17 protein-coding genes, 1 other RNA gene and 1 pseudogene are annotated in these 21,782 nt (G+C 70.7%); 8 read left to right on the top strand and 11 right to left on the bottom strand.

Annotation, left to right across the window (positions count from 1 at the left end):
- Positions 1-27: 27 nt before the first annotated feature.
- Positions 28-1,608 carry an FAD-binding oxidoreductase gene (locus F4562_RS11630; protein ID WP_184538784.1) on the bottom strand — a complete coding sequence of 527 codons (1,581 nt, stop codon included), beginning with the start codon at positions 1,606-1,608 and terminating at the stop codon, positions 28-30.
- Positions 1,609-2,227: 619 nt separating this feature from the next.
- Between F4562_RS11630 and F4562_RS11625 the strand changes: the two genes are divergently transcribed.
- Positions 2,228-7,105 (top strand): NAD-glutamate dehydrogenase, encoded by a 4,878-nt coding sequence (locus F4562_RS11625; RefSeq protein ID WP_184538786.1) that lies wholly within the window; start codon positions 2,228-2,230, stop codon positions 7,103-7,105.
- Between the two features lie 156 nt (positions 7,106-7,261).
- Here F4562_RS11625 and F4562_RS11620 read toward each other — a convergent pair whose 3' ends face one another.
- Complete coding sequence (locus F4562_RS11620; RefSeq protein WP_184538788.1) at positions 7,262-8,305, bottom strand: DUF8094 domain-containing protein; 1,044 nt, start codon at positions 8,303-8,305, stop codon at positions 7,262-7,264.
- A gap of 98 nt (positions 8,306-8,403) precedes the next feature.
- On the opposite strand from F4562_RS11620, the gene prfB reads away from it, so the two are divergent.
- Positions 8,404-9,522 (top strand): peptide chain release factor 2, encoded by a 1,119-nt coding sequence (gene prfB, locus F4562_RS11615; protein ID WP_184538790.1) that lies wholly within the window; start codon positions 8,404-8,406, stop codon positions 9,520-9,522.
- A 151-nt stretch (positions 9,523-9,673) separates the two neighbouring features.
- Here prfB and F4562_RS11610 read toward each other — a convergent pair whose 3' ends face one another.
- Positions 9,674-9,865 carry a hypothetical protein gene (locus tag F4562_RS11610; protein ID WP_184538793.1) on the bottom strand — a complete coding sequence of 64 codons (192 nt, stop codon included), beginning with the start codon at positions 9,863-9,865 and terminating at the stop codon, positions 9,674-9,676.
- Between the two features lie 235 nt (positions 9,866-10,100).
- On the opposite strand from F4562_RS11610, the gene ftsE reads away from it, so the two are divergent.
- From ftsE to ssrA, 5 genes are all read left to right on the top strand, one after another.
- Positions 10,101-10,790 (top strand): cell division ATP-binding protein FtsE, encoded by a 690-nt coding sequence (gene ftsE / locus F4562_RS11605; protein ID WP_184538795.1) that lies wholly within the window; start codon positions 10,101-10,103, stop codon positions 10,788-10,790.
- 31 nt (positions 10,791-10,821) lie between these two features.
- The gene (gene ftsX, locus F4562_RS11600) at positions 10,822-11,730 is read left to right on the top strand and encodes a permease-like cell division protein FtsX (protein ID WP_184538797.1); all 909 of its coding nucleotides are present in this window, start codon (positions 10,822-10,824) and stop codon (positions 11,728-11,730) included.
- Positions 11,731-11,866: 136 nt separating this feature from the next.
- A complete protein-coding gene (gene smpB, locus F4562_RS11595; RefSeq protein ID WP_184538799.1) occupies positions 11,867-12,334 on the top strand; it encodes an SsrA-binding protein SmpB in 468 nt (155 codons plus the stop codon).
- A gap of 2 nt (positions 12,335-12,336) precedes the next feature.
- A complete protein-coding gene (locus F4562_RS11590; protein WP_184538801.1) occupies positions 12,337-14,229 on the top strand; it encodes a penicillin-binding transpeptidase domain-containing protein in 1,893 nt (630 codons plus the stop codon).
- 298 nt (positions 14,230-14,527) lie between these two features.
- Positions 14,528-14,912: a transfer-messenger RNA gene (ssrA, locus tag F4562_RS11585) on the top strand.
- Between the two features lie 162 nt (positions 14,913-15,074).
- Here ssrA and F4562_RS11580 read toward each other — a convergent pair.
- From F4562_RS11580 to F4562_RS11550, 7 genes and pseudogenes are all read right to left on the bottom strand, one after another.
- Entirely contained in the window at positions 15,075-15,449 is a 375-nt protein-coding gene (locus tag F4562_RS11580; RefSeq protein WP_184538803.1) for a type II toxin-antitoxin system death-on-curing family toxin, read from the bottom strand.
- Entirely contained in the window at positions 15,446-15,646 is a 201-nt protein-coding gene (locus F4562_RS11575) for an Arc family DNA-binding protein (RefSeq protein ID WP_184538805.1), read from the bottom strand. The genes F4562_RS11580 and F4562_RS11575 overlap by 4 nt, the downstream gene beginning before the upstream one ends.
- A gap of 46 nt (positions 15,647-15,692) precedes the next feature.
- Positions 15,693-15,866 (bottom strand): annotated as a pseudogene (locus tag F4562_RS11570) (FGGY-family carbohydrate kinase); the annotation flags it as partial.
- A 27-nt stretch (positions 15,867-15,893) separates the two neighbouring features.
- A complete protein-coding gene (locus tag F4562_RS11565) occupies positions 15,894-16,304 on the bottom strand; it encodes a type II toxin-antitoxin system VapC family toxin (protein WP_184538807.1) in 411 nt (136 codons plus the stop codon).
- Positions 16,301-16,621: a type II toxin-antitoxin system Phd/YefM family antitoxin gene (locus F4562_RS11560; protein ID WP_184538809.1), complete on the bottom strand. Its 321-nt coding sequence runs from the start codon at positions 16,619-16,621 to the stop codon at positions 16,301-16,303. Before F4562_RS11560 ends, F4562_RS11565 begins: the two co-directional genes overlap by 4 nt.
- A gap of 123 nt (positions 16,622-16,744) precedes the next feature.
- Entirely contained in the window at positions 16,745-18,262 is a 1,518-nt protein-coding gene (gene glpK / locus F4562_RS11555; protein WP_184538811.1) for a glycerol kinase GlpK, read from the bottom strand.
- A gap of 110 nt (positions 18,263-18,372) precedes the next feature.
- Entirely contained in the window at positions 18,373-19,200 is an 828-nt protein-coding gene (locus F4562_RS11550; protein WP_184538813.1) for an MIP/aquaporin family protein, read from the bottom strand.
- Between the two features lie 237 nt (positions 19,201-19,437).
- Here F4562_RS11550 and F4562_RS11545 point away from each other — a divergent pair, with 237 nt between their 5' ends.
- Entirely contained in the window at positions 19,438-20,502 is a 1,065-nt protein-coding gene (locus F4562_RS11545; RefSeq protein ID WP_184538815.1) for a polysaccharide deacetylase family protein, read from the top strand.
- A gap of 165 nt (positions 20,503-20,667) precedes the next feature.
- Here F4562_RS11545 and F4562_RS11540 read toward each other — a convergent pair whose 3' ends face one another.
- Entirely contained in the window at positions 20,668-21,765 is a 1,098-nt protein-coding gene (locus tag F4562_RS11540) for a S1C family serine protease (protein ID WP_184538817.1), read from the bottom strand.
- Positions 21,766-21,782: the final 17 nt, after the last annotated feature.

The raw sequence follows: 21,782 nt of genomic DNA, 5'->3' as shown, positions 1-21,782 counted from the left end.
CGCCCGCCCGCGTCCGGGCGGTGCCGGTCAGACGGCCTGGGGCATCCGGAACAGGCGGCCGGGGTCGTAGGCGGCCTTGACCCGGGCCAGGCGGGCGGCGTTGGGCCCGTAGTAGGCCGAGCGCCAGCCGGAGAGCCCGGCGTCGATGTAGTTGACGTAAGCGTGGTCGCCGAAGTGGGGCCGCATCGCGGCGCGCGCGTTCCGGGCCCAGCGGGCGGCTCCGGCCCGGTGGGCGTAGTACTGCACGCTGTAGAGGGCGGCCCGGTGCGGGAAGGCCGTCGCGTCCGGCCGGACCCGGCCGACGGCGCCGCCCAGGGCGTCCAGGAGCACGGTGTGGTCGCCCGCCCGGGAGACCTCGGCGACCAGGGTCCTGATCCCCGTCTCGGAGAGCGGCCGGTAGGCCAGGTGCGACGTGGCGGCGAAGGTGTCGCGGGACAGCCGGCCGGCGCGGGTCTGCCCCGGTAGGGAGCCGCCCAGGTGGCACTGGGCGACCGAGAGCGAGCCGCAGCCCGCCATGAGCATCATGGCGTGCCGGTAGGAGGTCTGGTCGACCGTGCTCCGCGACGGCGACCCGGCGGCGGCGGTCAGCCGGTCGAGCAGCCGTTCGCAGTCGGCCCGGCCGCCGAGGTGGAGCCCGACGACCTGCACGTCCGTGCCGTTCTCGTGGGTGAGGTGCATGCCCGACCACAGGGCGTCGGGGGCCGAGGGGCCCCACGCCTGCCAGGCGCGCAGCACCCTGGCCGCCTTCGACCAGGGCCAGTGCAGGAAGAACACCGTGACCTCGCGGACGGGGTGGGTGCGGAAGCCGAAGGAGACCGCCACCCCGAAGTTGCCCCCGCCGCCACCCCGACAGGCCCAGTACAGGTCGGCGTCGTGGTCGGCGTCGCAGGTCAGCAGCCGTCCGTCGGCGGTGACGATCTGGACCGACTCCATGACGTCGCAGGTCAGGCCGTACTTCCTGGACACCACGCCGATCCCGCCGCCCAGCGCCAGCCCGCTCACCCCGACCGTGGCGCAGGTCCCGGCCGGGATGGAGACCCCGTCGGCGGCCAGGCGATCGTAGACGTCGACGAGCTTGGCGCCCGCCCCGACGATGGCCCGTCCCGAGGAGTGGCGCACCGAGCTCATCGGGGAGACGTCGACGACCAGGCCGGTTCCGGTGGACCAGCCCGCGTAGGAGTGCCCGCCGGACCGCACGGCCAGCGGCAGCCCCGTCCGACGGGCGAAGGTGACGCATTCGGCGACGTCGGAGGGGTTGGCGCAGTACGCCACGGCCGCCGGGCGTACCGAGTCGTAGGCCGGGTTGAACAGCCGTCGTGCCCTGTCGTACGCGGCGTCGCCGGGTCTGACGAGCCTTCCCTCCAGCCCGGCGCCGAGAGCGCGCCAGTCGCCGGGGCCGGGAGCGCTCCGGGCACCGGACGCGCCGGCCGCACCCGCCGCGTGCGGAACGGATGCGCGCGCGGCGGGGCCGTTCGCACCCGTCCCGGCGGATGCGGGCGTGCTCGCGGCGGCCGGGCGGGCGGTGGCCCCGGCGCTCCCGGCGCCGGCGGCCAGGACGGACAGGCCGCCGATCCTGAGGAACGCCCGCCTGTCCGGAGGGGTGCTCATGCTCGTTCTCCCTCGGAGGTTCTGTCACGTCTGCCCGGTGAGACGCGCGGGCCGCCCGTCCGGTTGGTAACGGTCGGGTCACTCTTCGGTGCCCGGCGCGGACGGTCGCGGGAGGGAGCGGCGGACGCCGCGAGGTCGGCGGACACGTCCTCCCGGGTGGCCGTACGATGGGCGTGGCGGCGGAGATTCCCGTTGACGTTTCGCGGCTTTTCAGGTGATATCAGGAACGGTGGCATGCTTCGCTGCGGTCAACGGGGACCGGAGCAGTCGGCCACTGGAGGTGTCGTGCCGCGGGCCATGCCCGACGGGCGGGACGCGTGCCGGACGGCCGTCCCCGCCCTGCCGTGTGCCGAGGTCGGCGAGCCCAGACTCGCCCGGCCGAACCGCGGCCTTTCCGGGCCCGCCCTGTGGGATGATTGCCATACCGCCCCCTCCCAGCGCGAATCCGCTGTCTCCGACCACGAGACCTGCCGTTTCCCGCTGACGGCGGCGCCCGTTCCGGGCGCCCGGGCACGAAGGGCGCTCGCGCCCGCATCACCTCCTCCTCCACGGGAACTATGAGTTTTAGCCGTAGATCCCACCAAATGTGCAAAATCCCTCACAAAGGAGTGAGAGCGACATGCCGCTCGACGAGGCAAAGGACGAGCTGCTGAGGAGTGCCGCGGAGATGTGCGCGCACACACCTGGCAGCGATCACGTGAGCGTGGAGGAGGCGCTCGGCTTTCTCAGGCTCTACTACCGGCATGTCGCCCCGGAGGACCTGCTCGACCGCAATCCGGTGGACGTCTACGGCCCGGCGATGGCCCAGCGACAGCTCGCCGACCGGCGGCCCCAGGGCCGGGCCCTGGTGCGCGCCTACACCCCCAGCCTGGAGGAACACGGCTGGGACCCGGGATTCTCCGTGGTCGAGATCGTCACCGACGACATGCCCTTCCTGGTCGACTCGGTGACGATGGAGCTCGACCGCCACGAGATCACCACTCACCTGGTCGTCCACCCGCAGATGCGCGTGCGCAGGGACATGACGGGCAAACTGCTCGACCGCGGGCAGGAGGACGTCACCGGTCAGATGCTCGCCGAGTCCTGGATGCACTTCGAGATCGACCGGCAGGCCGACTCGGCGAGGCTCAAGGAGCTGGAGGGCGACCTGCAGCGGGTGCTGGAGGACGTGCGCAGCGCCGTCGAGGACTCCGCCAAGATGCGCGCGCTGGCGCTGCGGACCGCCGAGGACGTCTCGGCCAACCCGCCGCCGCTCGACCCCGCCGGAGTGGAGGACAGCCTGGAGCTGATGCGCTGGCTGGCCGACGGTCACTTCACCTTCCTCGGCTACCGCGAGTACAGCCTGGAGGAGAGCGAGGAGGGCGACCGGCTGCGTCCGGCACCCGGAACCGGGCTGGGCATCCTCCGTCACGACCGGCCGGGCTCCGACAGCTTCGCCGCGCTCTCCCCCGAACTGCGCGCCAAGGCCCGTGAGAAGCAGCAGATGCTGATCATCACCAAGGCCAACACCCGCGCCACCGTGCACCGCCCCGCCTACCTCGACTACGTCGGCGTCAAGCTCTTCGACGCCGCGGGCGAGGTCGTCGGCGAGCGGCGTTTCCTCGGCCTGTTCACCCACGTCGCCTACAGCGAGTCGATCTCCCGCGTCCCGGTGCTCCGGCGCAAGCTGGCCGCCGTGCTCGACCTCGCCGGGCTGGCCGCCGACAGCCACGACGGCAAGGATCTGATCGAGATCCTGGAGACCTTCCCCCGCGACGAGCTCTTCCAGACCTCCGTCGAGCAGCTGCTGCCCATAGCGCTCGGCGTGCTCAGGCTCCGTGAGCGCAAGCAGGTCAAGCTCTTCCTCCGCGCGGACGACTACGGCCGCTACATCTCGTGCCTGATCTACCTGCCGCGCGACCGCTACACCACCAAGATCCGCATCAGGATGCAGGAGATCCTGCTCAAGGCGCTCGGCGGCACCTCCCTCGACTACAGCGCCATGATCGGCGAGTCGGCCCTGGCCCGGCTGCACGTGGTCGTCCGCGGCGAGCGGGGCAGGCCGCTCGACGGGGACGCGGTGAACGTGGAGGAGCTGGAGGGCAGGCTGGCCGCCGCCGCCCGCTCCTGGGAGGACGACCTGGCCGCCGCGATCACCGAGCTGAGCGCCGAGGACGAGGCGCCGGGCCTCGTGCGGCGCTACGCCTCGGCGTTCCCCGAGGGGTACAAGGCCGACTTCCCGGCCCGGATGGCGGTGGCCGACCTGCGCCGCCTGGAGGCGCTGGCCAACTCCTCCGACGAGATCGGGATGAACCTCTACGAGCCGTACGATGCGCCGGAGGGCGAGCGCCGCTTCAAGCTCTACCGCATCGGCGCTCCCGTCTCCCTGTCGCGCGTGCTGCCGCTGCTGCAGCGGATGGGCGTGGAGGTGGTCGACGAGCGGCCGTACGAGATCGACCGCGACAACATCCCGGAGACCAAGGACGCCTGGATCTACGACTTCGGCCTGCGCTACAAGCCCTCGCCCGAGGTCGACCGGGACGAGTTCAAACGGCTCTTCCAGGACGCCTTCGGAGCCCTGTGGACCGGCCGGGTGGAGAGCGACGGGTTCAACGCGCTCGTCCTGGCCGCGGGGCTGACCTGGGAGCAGGCCGAGATCCTGCGCGTGTACGCCAAGTATCTGCGCCAGGCCGGCACCACGTTCAGCCAGGAGTACATCGAGCGGGTGCTGCTGGGCAACGTGCGGCTCGCGCGGCTGCTGGTCCGGCTCTTCGAGGCCAGGCTCGACCCCCGGCGCCCGGAGGAGGTCCGCGCCGAGCTGGCAGACGCGCTCCAGGAGGAGATCCTCGGCGCGCTCGACGACGTCGCCTCCCTGGACGAGGACCGGATCCTGCGGGCCTACCTGGAGATGATCCGCGCCACGCTCCGGACCAACTACTTCCAGACGGTCGACGGCCGGCGCAAGCCGTACATCAGCCTGAAGTTCGACTCGCCGTCGATCAGCGTGCTGCCGCTGCCCCGGCCGAGGTTCGAGGTGTTCGTCTACTCGCCGCGGGTCGAGGGCGTGCACCTGCGCTTCGGCAAGGTCGCGCGCGGCGGCCTGCGCTGGTCGGACCGGATGGAGGACTTCCGCACCGAGGTCCTCGGCCTGGTCAAGGCCCAGATGGTGAAGAACACCGTCATCGTCCCCACCGGTTCCAAGGGCGGCTTCGTGGTGAAGAACCCGCCCAGGTCGGGTGCGCGCGAGGACGTGCTCATCGAGGGCATCGCCTGCTACCGGACGTTCATCTCCGGCCTGCTCGACATCACTGACAACCTCGTGGACGGCGAGGTGGTCCCGCCCGCCGACGTGGTCAGGCACGACGGCGACGACACCTACCTGGTGGTCGCCGCCGACAAGGGCACCGCCACCTTCTCCGACATCGCCAACGGGGTGGCCAAGGAGTACGGCTTCTGGCTGGGCGACGCCTTCGCCTCCGGCGGCTCGATCGGCTACGACCACAAGGCCATGGGCATCACCGCCCGCGGCGCCTGGGAGTCGGTCAAGTACCACTTCCGCACGATCGGCGTCGACATCCAGAGCACCGACTTCACCGTGGCCGGAATCGGCGACATGTCCGGTGACGTGTTCGGCAACGGGATGCTCCTGTCCCAGCACATCCGGCTCGTCGCCGCCTTCGACCACCGGCACGTCTTCGTCGACCCCGACCCGGACGCCGCGCGCGGCTACGCCGAGCGTGCCCGGCTGTTCGCGCTGCCCCGCAGCTCGTGGGCCGACTACGACGCCTCGCTCATCTCCAAGGGCGGCGGCGTCTGGCCGCGTACGGCCAAGTCGATCCCGGTGTCCCCGCAGATGCGCACCGCGCTGGGCATCGCCGACGACGTGACGTCGCTGGCTCCCAACGACCTGATCAGCGCCATCCTGCGGGCCCCGGTGGACCTGCTGTGGAACGGCGGCATCGGCACGTACGCCAAGGCGACGAGCGAGTCGCACGCCGACGTCGGCGACAAGGCCAACGACGGCCTGCGGGTCAACGCCTCCGAGCTGCGCTGCAAGGTGATCGGCGAGGGCGGCAACCTCGGGTTCACCCAGCTCGCCCGGATCGAGTTCGCGCTCAACGGCGGCCTGGTCAACACCGACTTCATCGACAACTCCGCCGGGGTCGACACCTCCGACCACGAGGTGAACATCAAGATCCTGCTGGACCGGGCCGTCCGCGACGGCGAGCTGACCGACAAGCAGCGCAACCAGCTCTTCCTCGACATGACCGACGAGGTGGCCCAGCTCGTCCTGCGTGACAACTACGACCAGAACGTGGTGCTCGCCGCGGCCCGCGCGCAGGCCGCCGACATGCTGCACATCCACGCGCGCCAGCTGCGCAAGCTGGAGCGCGACGGGCTGCTCAACCGGGGGCTGGAGTTCCTGCCGTCGGACAAGACGCTGGCCGAACGGCGTCAGGCGGGGCTCGGGCTGACCGCGCCGGAGTTCTCGGTGCTGCTGGCCTACACCAAGCTGGTGACGGACGCCGAGATCCTCGCCTCGGACCTGCCCGACGACCCCTACCTGGTCTCCTGGCTGGTGTCCTACTTCCCGTCGGCGCTGCGCGAACGGGTGCGCTCCTACATGGACAGCCACCCGCTCCGCCGGGAGATCATCACCACCGGCGTGGTGAACGACCTGGTCAACTCCAGCGGGACCACCTTCATGTTCCGGCTCGGCGAGGAGAGCGGCGCCTCCGCCCCGGACATCGTCCGCGCGTACCTGGTCACGCGCGAGGTCTTCGACCTGCCCACCCTCTGGCGCCAGATCGAGGAGCTGGACAACAAGGTCGACACCGCGACGCAGATCGCGATGGAGCTGGAGGCCCGCAAGCTCGTCGAGCGGGGCACCCGCTGGCTGCTGGGCAACCGGCGGGCCCCGCTGGACCTGGCCTCCACGGTCGGCTTCTTCGCCAAGGGCATGAACGGGCTGCTGCCCCACCTGCCCAAGCTGCTGGCCGGCGCCGACCTGGCCGCGTTCGAGGAGCGGCGGGACGGGTTCGTCGCCCGGGGCGTCCCGCCGGAGCTGGCCGAGCGCGTCGCCGCCATGGTGCCCGCGTACTCCACCTTCGATCTGGTCGAGGTGGCCTCGCGCACCGGCCGCCCGGTGCACGAGGTGGCCGAGGTCTACTTCGACATGGCCGACCGGCTCCAGCTCTCCAGGCTGCGCGAGCGCGTCGTCGCGCTGCCCCGCAACAGCCGCTGGAACTCCATGGCGCGGGCCGCGCTCCGCGACGACCTGTACGCCGCGCACGCCGCGCTCACCCACGACGTGCTGGTGCACAGCACGCCGGGGCTGCCGCCAGAGGAACGCCTGGCCCGCTGGAACGAGGCGAACGCGGCGGCGGTCTCCCGGGCCCGGCAGACACTGTCGGAGATCTGGGAGAGCGACACCTTCGACATCGCGACCCTGTCGGTGGCGCTGCGCGCGATCCGCACGCTGGTGGCCAACATCAACCTGCCGCGCGACGAGTCGTGAGGGCGGCGGGCCGGGCGGCGACGCCCGGCCCGCGGGTCCGCCCGTGGCCCGGCCCCTCGCGGTCCGGGCCACCCGGCGCGGGGCACCCGGTGCGGCCCCTCCCGGTGCGGGCCACCCGGCCCGGCCGGCTGAGCGCCGGGCCCACCCGGGGCGGTCTCAGCTCGCGGTGACCTTGGTCAGCCCGCCGAGGTAGCCGATGACCCTGGCCGGGCGCCCGCTGTCCTTGGGCGGCACCGTGCTGACGTACTGCTGTGTCTCCACCGTCCGCAGCTCCTTGCGGATGAAGTCCTCAGAGGTCAGCTTCCGCGCGTCCGGCGGGATCCGCACGTCGGACGCGCACGGCTCGACCTTGATCGTCCGGGTCGTGGTCCTGATCAGGGAGTACAGGACGAGCGCGCCGCCGTCGGCGGTGCGCAGCGCGTGCACCGGGTAGTTGCTCGCCGCGAAGATGGAGTCGTAGCCCAGGCACTCGCTCTTCTCGTTCAGGCGCCGCTCGGCGATCTCCTCGGCGTAGCCGGTGGTGTGCGGGCCGTCCCCGATCAACCCGGCGGCGAACCCCCGGTCGCCCTCCTCCGCGGAGGTGGCGTGCAGCGGGGCCATGAGCCGCGGGCTGATCGCCACCGTCATGTCCTCGCCGCCCAGGGCGGTGGCGTACCCCTCGGCGTCCTTGGCGACCTGCGGCATCCGCTCCCCCTCCTCCAGCAGGGCGGTCGAGCTGAGCCGCCAGCCGTCCCCGCTCTGGCGGACCAGGGTCAGCACGGCGGTGCGGGTCTCTCCGGCGGGATCCCGGCGTTCGGCGACCGCGGCGAACCAGGCGGGCTCCCGCGGCGGGTCGGGCAGGCGCGGCACCAACAGCTCGGGCGTGCCCCAGGTGTAGCCGGAGGGCGGCGCCTCGTCCGAACCGTTGAAGGCCGCCGTGGTGAGCGCCAGCTGGCCGTCGCGGGTCTGCGCCAGCATGTTCCTGCGGTCGGCGTCCACGCGCGGCGTCGCCGCACCCAGCACCCCGTCGGCGTTCATGACGCCCGCCAGCACCTTCGCCGCCTCGGCCAGGGTGACCCCGGGCGTGGCGGTGGGGGACGGCGTGGCGGTGGGGGACGGGCTCCGGGTGGGGGCGGCGTCACCGGCGCCGGAGCACGCGGTGACGGTCGCGGTCAGCGCCGCGGCGAGCGCGAGCAGCCCTCGCCGCGCATGTCCTCGCACGTCCGCCTCCCCGATGCTCCCCGATGCGGGCAATGCTAGCCACGGCGGGGTGCGGGGCGTACACCACAGGGCTCGGAGGTCGCGTACCCTTTACAGACGTGGCACTCATCGACCCGGCAGAACAGATCAACGAGCTTACCGGCACGCTCAACGGCATCAAGGACGTGCTCGACCTCGGCGCGATCCGCAAGCAGATCGAGGAGCTCGAGGATCAGGTGGCCGCACCCGACTTCTGGAACGACCAGGAGCGGGCCCAGAAGGCCACCAGCAAGCTCTCCTACCTCCAGGGCGATGTCAACCGGATCGAGTCGCTGGGGCGGCGCCTGGAAGATCTCGCGGTCCTGTACGAGCTCGCCGCCGCCGAAGACGACGCCGACACGCGCGAGGAGGCCGACCGGGAGCTGGAGGCCCTGCGCGCCGACATCGACGCGCTGGAGGTCCGCACGCTCCTGTCGGGCGAGTACGACGCCCGCGAGGCGGTCGTCACCATCCAGTCCCAGGCCGGTGGCGTCGACGCCGCCGACTGGGCGCTGATGCTCCAGCGCATGTACATCCGGTGGGCCGAGCGCAACGGCTACCCGACCGAGATCTACGAGACCTCCTACGCCGAGGGGGCCGGCATCAAGTCGACCACCTTCGCGGTCAAGGCGCCCTACGCCTACGGCACGCTCCGCGGCGAGCACGGCACCCACCGGCTGGTCCGGATCAGCCCCTTCGACAACCAGGGCCGCCGCCAGACCTCCTTCGCGGGCGTCGACGTGGTCCCGGTCGTCGAGACGACCGACCACATCGAGGTCAACGAGGACGAGGTGCGCGTCGACGTCTACCGCGCCTCGGGGCCGGGCGGCCAGGGCGTCAACACCACCGACTCGGCGGTCCGGCTGACCCACCTGCCCACCGGCATCGTCGTCTCCTGCCAGAACGAGCGTTCCCAGCTGCAGAACAAGGCGACCGCGATGGCGGTCCTGCAGGGCAAGCTGCTGGAGCGCAAGCGGCAGGAGGAGGCCGCGGCGCTGAACGAGATCCGGGGCGAGGCGACCACCTCGTGGGGCACCCAGATCCGCAACTACGTGCTGCACCCGTACCAGATCGTCAAGGACCTGCGGACGGGCGCCGAGGCGGGCAATCCCAGCGCGGTGCTCGACGGCGAGCTCGACGGCTTCATCGAGGCCGAGATCCGCTGGGCCCGCCGTCAGGAGTCGGGGGCCGACGCCTGACCCCGGGGCATGGGCGGCCTGCCGTGCCCTGCCGTGCAGGGGCGGCGGGATGCCTGCCTTCCCGGTCCTTCGCCGCGCGGCCCGTGCGAGCCGCCGGGCCCGCGGCCGGTGTCCGGCCGCCGCGACGCGGGTCGGCGCCGCTCTGGGCCGGTCAGGTTCCGGTGAGGTGCCTCAGGGCCAGGGTGAGGAAGAACAGCGCGATCAGTGCCAGCGAGACGAGCGCGGGGGTCATGCCCCCCAGCCCGTTCTGGTGCATCCGCTCGCGGTTGGCGCGGCACATGGGGCAGCGGCCCTCGGCGACGGGGTGAGCGCACCCCGCGCAGACCAGGTCCTCACAACTCATGATGTCCTCCCTCTTCGAGGTCAGAACCACTTTATGTGGTCGTTACCGGGCGCCGAATCGTTTTGTTTCCGTTATGGACGTTCCATGCCAGTCTTCCCCCTAGACTGGGCTCCGGCCAACCGGAACGTCGATCATTGGTAAAGAGCGGCGCTCTCCGGCCGGCGAGAGGCGGAAGTGGCCCTCTGCCACTCCTGCGACCGTCCTAACCCCTAGACTGGCATGCCGTGATGCGCCCGTGATCCATTTTGATAATGTCACCAAGGTCTACGCGAACCAGAACCGGCCCGCGTTGGACCACGTCAGCGTCGATGTCGACAAGGGCGAGTTCGTGTTCCTCGTCGGCCCCTCGGGCTCTGGGAAGTCGACCTTTCTCCGGCTGGTCCTCAAGGAGGAGCGCCCCGACTCGGGCGCCATCCATGTGGCCGGCAAGGATCTCGCCCGACTGTCCAACTTCAAGATCCCGCACTTGCGCCGCCGGATCGGCTGCGTCTTCCAGGACTTCCGGCTGCTCCCGAACAAGAACGTCTACGAGAACGTCGCGTTCGCGCTGGAGGTCATCGGCAAGCCCCGGCGGTTCATCCGTAAGGTGGTCCCCGAGGTCGTCGAGCTCGTAGGCCTGGAGGGCAAGGCCCACCGGATGCCCGACGAGCTGTCCGGTGGTGAGCAGCAGCGGGTCGCCATGGCTCGCGCGTTCGTCAACCGGCCGATGATCCTGCTGGCCGACGAGCCGACCGGGAACATCGACCCGGCGACGAGCATCGGCATCATGAAGGTGCTCGACCGAATCAACCGGACCGGCACCACGGTCGTGATGGCCACGCACGACGCGGCCATCGTCGACTCCATGCGCAAGCGCGTAGTGGAACTGGAGGACGGCAAGATCGTCCGCGACCAGTCGCGTGGCGTGTACGGCCAGGCGTACTGACCCCAGGACCGGAAACAGCGACAGGAAGAGCATGCGGGCAAACTTCATCTTCTCCGAGGTCTGGATCGGCCTCCGCCGCAACCTCACGATGACCATCGCGGTCATCGTGACCGTGGCGATCGGCATGGCCCTGCTGGGTGTCGGTCTGATGATCAGCTCTCAGATCTCCAGCATGAAGGACTACTGGGCGGACAAGGTCGAGGTCTCGGTCTTCCTGTGCAGCAAGAACAGCCCGTTCCCCAGCTGCAAGGGCAGCGGCGGCGTGACCGCGAAGGAGCGCGCCGACCTGGAGGCGACCATCAAGGGCATGCCCCAGGTGGAGTCCGTCCAGTTCGAGAACGCCGACGCCGCGTACAAGAACTTCCAGGAGCAGTACAAGAACAACACGGTGTTCCTCTCCGCCATCCAGGTGGAGGACATGCCGGAGTCGTTCCGGGTCAAGCTCAAGGACCCGGAGACCTACGGGGTCGTGATCGAGGCGCTCTCGGGCGCCCCCGGGGTCTCGAACGTGGTCAACCAGAAGGAACTGCTGGAGAAGTTCTTCGACCTGCTGGAGAAACTCCGCTGGGCCGCCCTGGTGATCGCGATCATCCTGGTCTTCGCGGCGACGCTCCTGATCGGCAACACCGTCCGGCTCTCGGCCTACAACCGCAGGCGCGAGACCGGGATCATGCGGCTGGTCGGCGCCTCCAACCTCTACATCCAGCTGCCGTTCGTCATGGAGGGCGTCATCGCCGGTCTCATCGGCGGTGTGGTGGCCGCGGTCATGCTGATCGTCAGCAAGGTCTTCCTCTTCGACAGCGTCCAGCTCAGCCTGGCCGCCACCGGTGAACTGTCGTGGGAGACCCTCGCCTCGGTGATCAGCCTCACCATGGTCATCGGCGTGCTCATCTGTGTGCTCGCCTCGTTCTTCACGCTCCGCCGCTACCTGCGGGTGTGACGGGCCCGTGATCCCGTTCGCCGTGCCCGCCGGGGGCTCCGTGCCCCCGCCGGGCACGCCCGCGCCGCGCCACACGCCCGTCTCGTCCGGGTTCTCGGGCGCGGCTCGCGGTTCCGGTCCCCGGTAGGCTCCAGGCATGCCACGTGAGACCGGGCGGAAGGTGATCGCCCAGAACAAGCGTGCCTGGCACGACTTCCACATCGAGGACACCTACGAGGCGGGGCTCGTGCTCCAGGGCACGGAGGTCAAGTCCCTGCGGCTGGGCCGTGCCTCCCTTCTCGACGGGTACGCCGTCGTCAAGGACGGCGAGGCCTGGCTGATCAACATCCACATCCCCGAATACACCATGGGGACGTGGACCAACCACGCCGCGCGACGCACCCGGAAGCTGCTGCTGCACCGCAAGGAGATCGACAAGCTGGTCGCCAAGACGAAGGAGACCGGCCTCACCCTGGTGCCGCTCTCGTTGTACTTCAAGGACGGCAAGGCCAAGGTCGAGATCGGCCTGGCCAAGGGTAAGAAAGACTGGGACAAGCGGCAGACGCTGGCCGAGAAGCAGGCCAAGCGGGAGATGGCGCGCGCGCTCAGACACAGGAACAGGTGACCGTGACGGGGAAGGCTCGGCGCGCCGTCGCCGCCGCGCTCGCGCTGGCGGCGACGGCTCCCATGCTGTCGGCGTGCTTCGAGGAGCCGTCGGCCCACGAGGCCGTGCGGGACTTCCTCGTCGGCTGGCAGACGGGCGACTACGCCGCCGCGGCCAGGCGCACCGACGGCGACGAGAAGGTCGTCAGGAAGGCCCTGGAGGACGCCAAGCTCCAGCTCGACGCGGCCTCGTTCCGTTTCGACGTCAAGGGCATGCGGCGCGCGGCGGACGAGGTCGAGGCCGACTTCGAAGCGGAGGTCGACCTGGGGGAGAACAACCCGCTCTGGGAGTACGAGGGCAAGCTCCCCCTGCACCTCGTCGACGGCCGGTGGAAGGTGCGCTGGTCGCCCGGTGTGCTCCATCCCCGGCTGCGTGAGGGCCAGCGGTTCGCGGTGGAGGTCGTCTCCAAGGGGCGCCAGCCGATCCTCGACCGCACCGGCGACTCGCTGCAGCAGGAGGCGACCCTGCATGTGGCGTACGTGATCCCGGCGAACCTGAAGAACGCCGACGAGTTGTGCGAGCGGCTCGCCAAGGTCACCGGCTTCCCGCAGGACCGCCTGCTGAGCCGGATCCGCTCCGCCCCACCCAACGTCCAGGTGCCGCTCGTCACCTTCGGCCGGACCCGTTTCGCCCAGCTCCGCGACCAGCTGACCGCCATCCCCGGCATCCAGCTCACCGAGCAGAAGCAGGCTCTGGCCCCCGACTCCCCCGAGCAGATCGTCGGCACCGTCACCGCGGTCACCGCGGAGGCCGTGCAGCAGCTCGGCGGGCCGCAGCGGGCCGGAGACACCGTGGGCCGGACCGGCCTGCAGAAGGCGTACCAGGAGCACCTGACCGGCTCGACCGACACCCGCGTCATCACCGTCGACCTCAAGACGATGCAGAAGACCGAGCTCAAGAAGTGGGAGCCCGGCCGGTCCACCTCCTCGATCCGCACCACGCTCGACCGGGCCACCCAGCGGGCCGCCGACACGGCGCTGACGGCCGGGGCGTCGCCGGGCATGCTCGTCGCGGTCCAGGCCTCGACCGGCGAGGTGATGGCCGTCTCCAGCACCAAGGAGTACCACCAGGAGAAGGACGCGCTGGCGGGCAGGTTCTCCCCCGGCACGGCCTTCTCGATCATGTCCGTCGAGGGCATGCTCAAGGCCCGGCTCAGCCCCAAGCAGAAGATCGCCTGCCCCGCCGAGCGGAGCGTCGCCGGGGCCGGTTTCCGTCAGGTGGGCTCGCCCGCGGGGATGACCCCGACCCTGCAGGCCAACTTCGCCACCGGCTGCGTGACCGCGCTCACCTCGCTGGCCCGCAGGATCGACGGCGCCGACCTGGAGGCCAGCGCCGCCAGGTTCGGCATCGAGTCGTCGTGGACCCTCCCGCTGAAGGGGTTCAGCGGTTCGATGAAGCCGCTGAAGAACGACGCCGCCACGGCACAGGCCATCGCCGGGCAGAACGTCTCGGTCAGCCCGCTGTCCATGGCCCTCGTCGCCGGAGCCGTCGCCAGCGGCACCTGGCGTCCGCCGGTGCTGGTCACCGACCCGCAGACCTTCGACCCCTCGGCCGAGGTCGACCCGGCCAAGGCGGTCAAGCAGCCCAACCCCGTCAAGATCCCCGAAGAGACGGTCTCCACGCTGCGGACCTTCATGCGGGCCGGTGTGGTCGGAGGCTCCGCGCGGGCCGCCGCCGCCCCCGGCGACCCGGTCCACGGGATCACGGCCGCCGCGGCGGAGGGTCAGAAACCGCTGGCCTGGTTCGTCGGCTGGCAGGGGGACATCGCGGTGGCGGTGCTGGCGCAGAGCTCCGACCCCACCGCGGGCGCGGCCGTTGCCGGCCGGTTCTTCCGGGGGCTCAACGCCGATCTGTGACCCTTCGGGTTATTGTTCTCACCCTGAGCAACCATCGGGCGTCTGTTTGGCGTCTTTCTCAGTGACCGGGCACCGTTTGGGGGTTGCGGGCCCGGTCGTTGTGGCGGGACAGGGCCTCATCTCGGGGGAAGCCCTGACCGCCCGGACCGGCTCGACCCTGCCGGTCAGCCCCGGGGACGCGTGCCGTCGCACGCGTCCCCGGGGTCGTGTTCCCCGGGAATTCGATTGGCGTCAGCCCCGTTGTAACAGGTATCTTCGGATCGCTCACCCCTTCGGGGGCGGGTTGACAACTCAACAGGGGGGTGACTGGTTTCGACTTTGACTTTGCAAGTCAGGGGAAGCGGGTCGAGGACTGCGGACATAACCTCGTTAACACTGTGACCGCGACCAATAAGTGCCAATAAGACGCACTCCGAAGTCAGCCAGGGCAACCTGGCCCTCGCCGCCTAAGCAGCGAGTGACTTCTGCCGGCCCGGGAGCGCCTCCGGCCCGGATCCGGCATCGCTAGGAGGCTCAACCGATCGACCCGGCCACGGGGGCGATCGGGAAAACTCACAGTGGCTGAGCCCGTCGGCGACTCGCCTGTGTGATCGCCGGGGCTGAGAAAAGCACAACAGGCTGCACCCGGAGAAGCCCTGTCTTGGAGTTGAAGGACGCGGGTTCGATTCCCGCCACCTCCACCCCCGTTCCGCGGCGAACCCGCGGAACAGATCGTCGAAGGGCGGTCGGGCCGGCGATGTCGCCGGCCCGACCGCCCTTGGTCTTTCCGGGTGACACCGCGTCCGGTGGAGGCCGTACCCTCGTGTCCCTGTCGCCGCCTGCCGTGTCCTGGTCGCCCTCGGTGGCTATCCGCCCAGCGTCCGGAGCCGTTTGGCGATCTCCGCCACGTCGTCCAGCTCCCCGGTGGTGACGGCGATCACCACGGCTTCGGCCGCGTCGGCGTCGGTTCCGCTCAGTGTCTCGCCGTTCAGTTCCAGGAAGACCACGGCGGAGGTCCAGCCGAGTCTTTTGTTGCCGTCCACCAGTGGATGGCCGATGATCAGGCTCTGCATCAGGGCGGCGGCCTTGGTCCAGAGGTCGGGGTAGGCGTCCTCGCCGAACACGCTGGTCTGCGGCCGGAGCACGGCCGCGTGCAACTGGCCGCCGTCACGCAGGCCGACCGTCGGCAGGATCTCCTCCGCGATGGCCAGTATGTCCGTCTTGGTGAGGTGGCCGGTCACTTGGAGAGCCGGTCCAGCAATTCGGCGTCACGCTTGGCCACCTTGCGGGCGATGGCTCGCACGGCGCTGGTCTGCCTGCGTTCCAGGTATTCCTCGATGGCGACGACGATCTCGGCGTTGAGGCTGGTGTCGTCCTCGTCGGCGACGGCGCGCAGCCTGCGGTGGGTCTCGTCGGGCAGTCGGAGTCTGAGGTCCATGACGCGATGGTATCAGCAAGTGGTACCGGAAAGTGGTGCCAGACACGGCGGCCAGCGCGGTCGTCTCGGCCACGACCGGCCGGGAGACGGGCACGCCGAGCAGGTCGGCCTGGATCTGCATGCACAGGTCGTTGGCGGTGACGCCGCCGTTGTCCTCGACCTGCCGGGCGAGCGACTCGCTCTGCGCCGCCCCGGAGATGATGCCGAGCTGGTCGCGTATCGGGTGAGACTCCTCGCCGCCCAGCTCTCATCTGGGGCGGGTCACCGGGATCACGGCGACAAGATGATCCAACCCTTTGAAGTCCTTCGGGTTGCAGGTGTAAAGGGGAAGCCGGTTGGCGATGGCCACACAGGCGATCATCAGATCGGCGGTTCTGGGGCGGGGTTTCCGTCCTGAGGCCATGACGGCGGTCCAGAGCCGGCCGTACTCGCGAGCGGCGGCATCGTCGAAAGGCAGTGGGTCGAACTCGGCCTCGACGGTCTGCAGGATCTTCATCCGCTGGGCGAGTTCCTGAGGTCCCGACGCGACCAGCACGCCCACTGACAGTTCCGCCGTGGTGATCGCACTGATCATCATCTCGTCGGGTGGTTCGTCGAAGTCGATGCCCGCGCGCAGGATGAGGATGTCGGTGTCGAGCAGCCCTTGGGAATGAGTCACTGCGCGTCCTCGGCGAACTCACCTCTACCGTAGGCCCGGTCGTAGGGGTCGTAGAGGCCGTCGTCGGCATGGCGATCCATGTCCTCGCGGTACTTCTCGTCGTCCAGGCGTGGCATGCCGCGGGAGACGGCGGCGAACTCGGCGCGGGAGACGGCCCGTCGCCGGCGGCGGATGGGCATCAGATCGCCGATGTGCCGGCCGTGACGGATGACGGCGAACCGCTCTCCGCGTTCCAGGCCATCCATGATCTCCGCTGACCGGTTGCGCAGGTCACGCTGGGAGACCTGATGAGGAGGATCAGGCTGGGAAACGCTCATGGACTTAACTGTGGGCCGATTGTGCTACATGGTGCTACCGGATAGCACTCATTCCTTGCCCGGTGCGGCGGCCGGGTGCGGGGCGTCTCCCAGCCCGCACCCGGCCACGCGCGTCGGGAGGGCTCAGGAGACGTCGACCCAGTCGAGGGTGCGGCTGACGGCCTTCTTCCAGCCGGCGTAGCCGGCCGCCCGCTGCTCGTCCGACCACTGCGGCTCCCAGCGCCGGCCCTCCTGCCAGTTCTGCCGCAGTTCGTCGGTCGACTTCCAGAAGCCCACCGCCAGTCCGGCCGCGTAGGCGGCGCCCAGCGCGGTCGTCTCGGCCACGACCGGCCGGGAGACGGGCACGCCGAGCAGGTCGGCCTGGATCTGCATGCACAGGTCGTTGGCGGTGACGCCGCCGTCGACCCGCAGGACGTCGAGGGTGACGCCGGAGTCCTGCCGCATCGCCTCGACCACGTCGCGGGTCTGGTAGCAGATCGACTCCAGGGTGGCCCGCGCGATGTGCGCGTTGTTGTTGAAGCGCGACAGGCCGACGATGGCACCCCGGGCGTCGGAGCGCCAGTACGGGGCGAAGAGACCGGAGAAGGCGGGCACGAAGTAGACGCCGCCGTTGTCCTCGACCTGCCGGGCGAGCGACTCGCTCTGCGCCGCCCCGGAGATGATGCCGAGCTGGTCGCGCAGCCACTGCACGGCCGAGCCGGTCACCGCGATCGAGCCCTCCAGCGCGTACACCGGCGGTTCGTCGCCGAAGCGGTAGCAGACGGTGGTGAGCAGGCCGTGCTTGGAACGCACCGGCTCGGTGCCGGTGTTGAGCAGCAGGAAGTTGCCGGTGCCGTAGGTGTTCTTGGCCTCGCCGACCGCGAAGCAGACCTGCCCGACGGTGGCGGCCTGCTGGTCGCCGAGGTCGCCCGCGATCGGGACCTCGCCGCGCAGGGGACCCGCGGCCCGGGTCGTGCCGTAGGCGCCGGGGTGGGAGGAGGGCACGATGGCCGGCAGCATCCGGCGCGGAATGCCGAAGAACGACAGCAGCTCGTCGTCCCAGTCGAGGGTCTCCAGGTCCATCAGCATCGTGCGGCTGGCGTTGGTGGGGTCGGTGACGTGCAGGCCGCCGTCCGTGCCGCCGGTGAGGTTCCACAGCAGCCACGTGTCGGTGGTGCCGAAGATCGCCTCCCCGGCCTCGGCCGCCTCACGCACCCCGTCGACGTTCTCCAGGATCCACTGGACCTTCCCGGCGGAGAAGTAGGTCGCCGGGGGGAGCCCGGCCCGGCGGCGGATGACGTCGCCTCTGCCGTCGCGGTCGAGGGCGGCGGCGATCCGGTCGGTGCGGGTGTCCTGCCAGACGATCGCGTTGTGGTACGGGCGGCCGGTGGTGCGGTTCCACACGACCGCGGTCTCGCGCTGGTTGGTCACGCCGAGCGCGGCGAGGTCGGAGGCGGACAGGTCGGCCCGGTTCAGCGCGGTCTCGATCACCGCCCGGGTGCGCTCCCAGATCTCCGTCGGGTTGTGCTCGACCCAGCCGGGCCGCGGCAGGATCTGCTCGTGTTCGAGCTGGTGGCGGGCGATCTCGTTGCCGCCGTGGTCGAAGATCATGAATCGGGTGCTCGTCGTTCCCTGGTCGACTGCTCCGACGAAGTCAGGCATGGGCGGGCGCCTCCTTGTGCGGGCCTCTGTGCGGGGGTCGTGCCGCGGGCTGGTCCGGGTGGTCGTGCGGTGTGTTCAGCCGGCCTGGGCCGGGTGGTCGTGCGGTGCGTTCAGACCGCCTCGTAGTCGGTGCGGGACGGCACCCGCCCCGCCTCGGGCTCCTCCTCGGCCGGCAGGAACCTGGCCACCATGATCTGGTATACGGCCGCGCCGATCAGCCCCCCGATGAGGGGGGCCACGATCGGAACCCAGAAGTAGAGCTGCCCGTGCTGGTCCTGCCAGGCGGTCTCGTACCCGGTGAGGAACGAGGCGAGCCTCGGCCCGAAGTCGCGGGCCGGGTTGATGGCGTAGCCGGCGTTCGTCCCCCAGGCCATGCCGATGGCCACGACCACCAGTCCGACCACGAAGGGGGCCAGGTTGGCGGCGGGGGCGGAGTTGCGCGCGTCCGAGACGGCCAGGATCAGCAGGAGCAGGATCGCGGTTCCGATCACCTGGTCGCGGAAGGCGCCCCAGGTGCCGACGGGCAGGGTCCCGTTGCCCGGCAGGGTCGAGAAGACCCCCTGTGTCTTGATCGTCAGTCCGGGGTCGGCCGTGGTGAGCACCTCGGCGTAGTTGAGGCGGACGATGAGTGCCGCGACGAACGCGCCCGCGGTCTGCGCCAGGGAGTAGGGCAGGACCTTGCGCCACGGGAAGCCCTTGAAGGCCGCGAGCGCGACCGTGACGGCGGGGTTGAGGTGGGCCCCGCTGATCCGGGCCGCGACGTAGACGCCGAGGGTCACCCCGAGCCCCCAGGCCCAGGCGATGCTGTCGTGATCACCGATTCCGGCGGCGGTGACCTGGGCCACCACCGCCACCCCGAACAGAATCAGGATCATGGTTCCCGCGAACTCGGCCGCCATCTCGCCGAGCAGTGCCCGCCGTTTCGGGCGTTCCGCCATGTCTCCTCCTCACCGTGCCTCCGGCTGTCCGGGACGGTAGGCGGGAAACGGGGGCCGGTCAACGGCCGCATGACGACACCTCCGGACTCTGGTCAGGGACGCCTGTCGGTAGTACCATCCGCCGGTCCCGGGGGTCGCGACCGGCCGATACGGTACGAACCTTTGCCCGGAGCGGAGGTCGTTTCGAAGATCGGCAGGGGATGAGAGAGACCTAGGTCGGCGCGCGGGGAGGATGCGATGGGCCGTATCAGTGTGGCTGGAGCGGGTGCGGTGGCGATCGCGGCGGGGGTCGCGCTGGCCGGATGCTCGGCGGGGCAGGAGCAGGACGACCAGGCGGCCAGGGTCGCCGCCGCGGTCAAGGCGTCGGCCGACGCGGCGGCGCAGGCCGACCTCCGCAAGGCCAAGGTGGCGGCGGCGGCCAAGGTAAAGGCCAACGAGCTGGGGCAGATCCCCGTCCTGATGTACCACCGCGTGGTCGACAAGCCGACGACCCAGGACGACCGCACCCCCGAGCAGTTCCGCACCGAGCTGGAGCGGCTGGCGAGGGAGGGGTACGTCCCGGTCACCGCGGCCGAGTACGTCACCGGACGCATCGACATCCCTGCGGGCAGGCACCCCGTCGTGCTCACCTTCGACGATTCCTCACCCTCGCAGTTCGACCTGGACGGGACGGGAGCACCCCGGCCCGGCACCGCCGTCGCGATCCTCCAGGAGGTCGCCAAGGCCAACCCCGGCTTCCGCGCGGTCGGCACGTTCTACGTGACGCGCGACCTGTTCGGCAAGGCGACGCCGGAGGAGAAGGCACAGATGCTCCTGTGGCTCGGCGAGCACGGCTTCGACGTCGGCAACCACACCCGTGACCACCTCAGCCTGCGCGGCAAGCCGAAGAAGGCGGTCAACGCCGAGGTGGTGGCGGGCCACCGGCTCATCACCGACCTGACCAAGACCGACCCGGTCACGCTGGCGTTGCCGTACGGCAACCAGCCGGACCGCAAGGAGTGGGGGCTCAAGGGTTCCTCGGGAGGTGTCTCCTACGACTACGGCGGGGTGTTCCTCGCCGGTTACACCCCCGCGGCGTCGCCGTTCAACAAGAACTTCGACCCGGTGGGCATCCCGCGGATCCGCTCGATGGACAAGACCGGCGACTGCGCCAAGTTCTGTTCCACGGCCTGGCTCGACTGGCTGAAGGCGAACGCCGACGAGCGCTACACCTCAGACGGGGACCCGAAGACGGTCGCCTTCCCGAGCTTCAAGAAGCCCTTCCTCGCCAAGCGCTTCACCGACCGCGTCCTGGCCTATTGAACCCGGCCCGCCCGCCGCCCGGTCACCCCGGGCGGCGGGCGGTCGCGTTCCGGCCGCCCGGTGTTCCGCGTCGTCGGGGGCGGCCGACCGATCACCCGTGGGCCGGCCGGTCGGGGTGGCCGGCCGGTCCGTGGGTGATCGGCCCCGGGGAGCCGTTCCGGGCGGTCAGCCGCCGGGGAGCTCGCCGAGGGTGACGGCGACGGTGTCGGTGGAGCCGCCGGGGCGGAGGATCTCCACCTTGGCCTCGTCTCCGGGCCGCAGGGCGGCCAGCGCCTCCGACAGGTCCTGGGTGGTCGGGGTGGGCCTGCCGTCGACCGAGGTGATCACGTCTCCGGCCTCGATCCCGGCCTTCGCGGCGCCGCTGCCGCGTGACACGCGCACCACGCCGACCCCGGCGGGCCTCCCGCTCGTGTCGATCACGGTCCGGACGGTGACGCCGAGGGCGGCCCGGCGGGTGTTGACGACCCGGCCGTCCCTGATGATCTGCGTGGCGACGTCCTTGGCGGTGTTGGACGGGATCGCGAAGCCGATGCCCGGTGCGGGGGCGTTGCCCAGCTCGGGATTGACCGCGGTCAGGGTCGGTACGCCGATCACCTCACCGGCCAGGTTGACCAGCGCGCCGCCGCTGTTGCCCGGGTTGATCGACGCGGAGGTCTGGATGGCGCCGGCGATCGTCGCCCCGGGTGAGTCCCCGTCCGAGGGTTCACTGACCGTGCGGCCCAGCGCGGAGACGATGCCCTGGGTGACGCTGCCGGACAGGCCCAGCGGGTTGCCCATGGCCAGGACGATCTGGCCGACGCGGAGTCTGGAGGAGTCGCCCATGACGGCGGGGGTGAGCCCGGCCGGGTCGTCCACCTTGATCACGGCCAGGTCGCCCGCCTCGAACGAGGCGACCAGCCGGGCCGGCCGGGGGGCGCCGCCGGTGGCGAGTGTCACCTCGAACCGCTCGGACTCTCCGACCACATGTGCGTTGGTAATGATGTGGCCGTCTTTGTCATAGATGATCCCTGAGCCCAGGCCGCTGCCGGTGGTGATCTGCACGATGGACGGCAGCACCCGGTTGATGACCTGCTCATAGGCCCGCTCCAGGTCGGCCGGGGCGCCCCCGGGCCCGGCCGCCTCCCCCGGCGGGGAGGCGGGGGTGGCGGGGGCGGCGGTGGAGGCGGCAGGGCCGGTCGGGGTGGCCGGGCCGGCCGGCCCGCAGCCCGCGAGTGTCACGGCGACCGCGGCCAGCAGCGCGGCGCCCGCTTTCGATGCCCACATGCGGGAGTACCTTCCCC

It is taken from the genome of Streptosporangium becharense (genome assembly GCF_014204985.1).
Lineage (GTDB): Bacteria > Actinomycetota > Actinomycetes > Streptosporangiales > Streptosporangiaceae > Streptosporangium > Streptosporangium becharense.
This window is presented reverse-complemented; position numbering and strand designations above follow the sequence as displayed.

Bases quoted from the DNA above. Each gene is read 5' to 3' on its own strand.
- F4562_RS11630 (WP_184538784.1), bottom strand. From the start codon at position 1,608: ATGAGCACCCCTCCGGACAGGCGGGCGTTCCTCAGGATCGGCGGCCTG.
- F4562_RS11625 (WP_184538786.1), top strand. From the start codon at position 2,228: ATGCCGCTCGACGAGGCAAAGGACGAGCTGCTGAGGAGTGCCGCGGAG.
- F4562_RS11610 (WP_184538793.1), bottom strand. From the start codon at position 9,865: ATGAGTTGTGAGGACCTGGTCTGCGCGGGGTGCGCTCACCCCGTCGCC.
- ftsX (WP_184538797.1), top strand. From the start codon at position 10,822: ATGCGGGCAAACTTCATCTTCTCCGAGGTCTGGATCGGCCTCCGCCGC.
- smpB (WP_184538799.1), top strand. From the start codon at position 11,867: ATGCCACGTGAGACCGGGCGGAAGGTGATCGCCCAGAACAAGCGTGCC.
- F4562_RS11575 (WP_184538805.1), bottom strand. From the start codon at position 15,646: ATGGACCTCAGACTCCGACTGCCCGACGAGACCCACCGCAGGCTGCGC.
- F4562_RS11560 (WP_184538809.1), bottom strand. From the start codon at position 16,621: ATGAGCGTTTCCCAGCCTGATCCTCCTCATCAGGTCTCCCAGCGTGAC.
- glpK (WP_184538811.1), bottom strand. From the start codon at position 18,262: ATGCCTGACTTCGTCGGAGCAGTCGACCAGGGAACGACGAGCACCCGA.
- F4562_RS11550 (WP_184538813.1), bottom strand. From the start codon at position 19,200: ATGGCGGAACGCCCGAAACGGCGGGCACTGCTCGGCGAGATGGCGGCC.
- F4562_RS11545 (WP_184538815.1), top strand. From the start codon at position 19,438: ATGGGCCGTATCAGTGTGGCTGGAGCGGGTGCGGTGGCGATCGCGGCG.
- F4562_RS11540 (WP_184538817.1), bottom strand. From the start codon at position 21,765: ATGTGGGCATCGAAAGCGGGCGCCGCGCTGCTGGCCGCGGTCGCCGTG.